1 protein-coding gene and 1 pseudogene are annotated in these 864 nt (G+C 69.1%); both read left to right on the forward strand.

What is annotated here, in order from left to right:
- On the forward strand, nt 1-397 hold a 397-nt coding region (locus tag AC27IO_RS24900; protein WP_498741303.1), incomplete at its 5' end, for a DUF1513 domain-containing protein.
- A 127-nt stretch (nt 398-524) separates the two neighbouring features.
- Nucleotides 525-864, forward strand: a pseudogene (locus AC27IO_RS24905) (hypothetical protein); the annotation flags it as partial.

The following is an 864-nucleotide window of genomic DNA, read 5'->3' on the forward strand; positions in this document are numbered from 1 at the left end:
CGAGCACGACGGCCAGCCGGACCGGGAGGCGGCCCCCGTGCTGGCGCTCTTCGATGGCAAGGCGCTGCGGGCCGCCGCGCCCGTCCCCGCGCAGGGGCCCGGCGGCCCACAGGGCGGTTTGCGGGGGTATGGCGGCAGCATCGCCGCCACCCCCGAGGGATGGGCCGTGAGTTGCCCGCGCGCCCAGGGCATCGCCACTTTCAGCCCCCAGGGGGACTGGCAGCGCCTGGTGGCGCTGCCCGAGGTCTGCGCACTCGCTGTGAACGGCACCGCACTGTGGGCTGCCGGGCTGGACCACACCCTCGAAGACGTCCGCGGCGCCGCACCGCAGCCCCATCTCCACCGCAGCAGCCTGGTCAAGGCGCGTGTGGACAATCACTGGTACGTCACCGGGTAAACCCTGTGCCACCCCCCTTAAAGGATGTTGCATCGCGGAACACCAAAATAAAAACTATCGGAGTCATTACAAAACGGCAAAAATTTAGGACTTTTCCTTACACTCCGCCGGTTATCACGGGGTGCCCATGTCCTTTCTTCCTCCGCAACGCAAACACCTGATCGCGGCCCTGGTGGCTGGGGCCCTGCACTGCCATGCAGTAATGGCGGCGGACATCGTGCTTGCACCGCCGCCCAATGGCGGTTTCACGGTGACCAACACCGACAAAACCCAGATCCGCCTGCGCGTGGACGAGGCGTCAGGCGCCGTTACGGTGCCCGGACTGGCGTCTGCGCCATCGCAGGCTACGCCGGTGTGCCATGGCCCCGGGGGCGCCCTCGGCAACTGTGCGGGCGTGGTGGGGGCCACCGGCGCGACAGGTGCCACGGGCGCTACGGGCCCGGCCGGCGCCACCGGTGCGACCGGCA

The sequence above is a fragment of the Acidovorax sp. KNOB132 genome, from assembly GCF_057541515.1.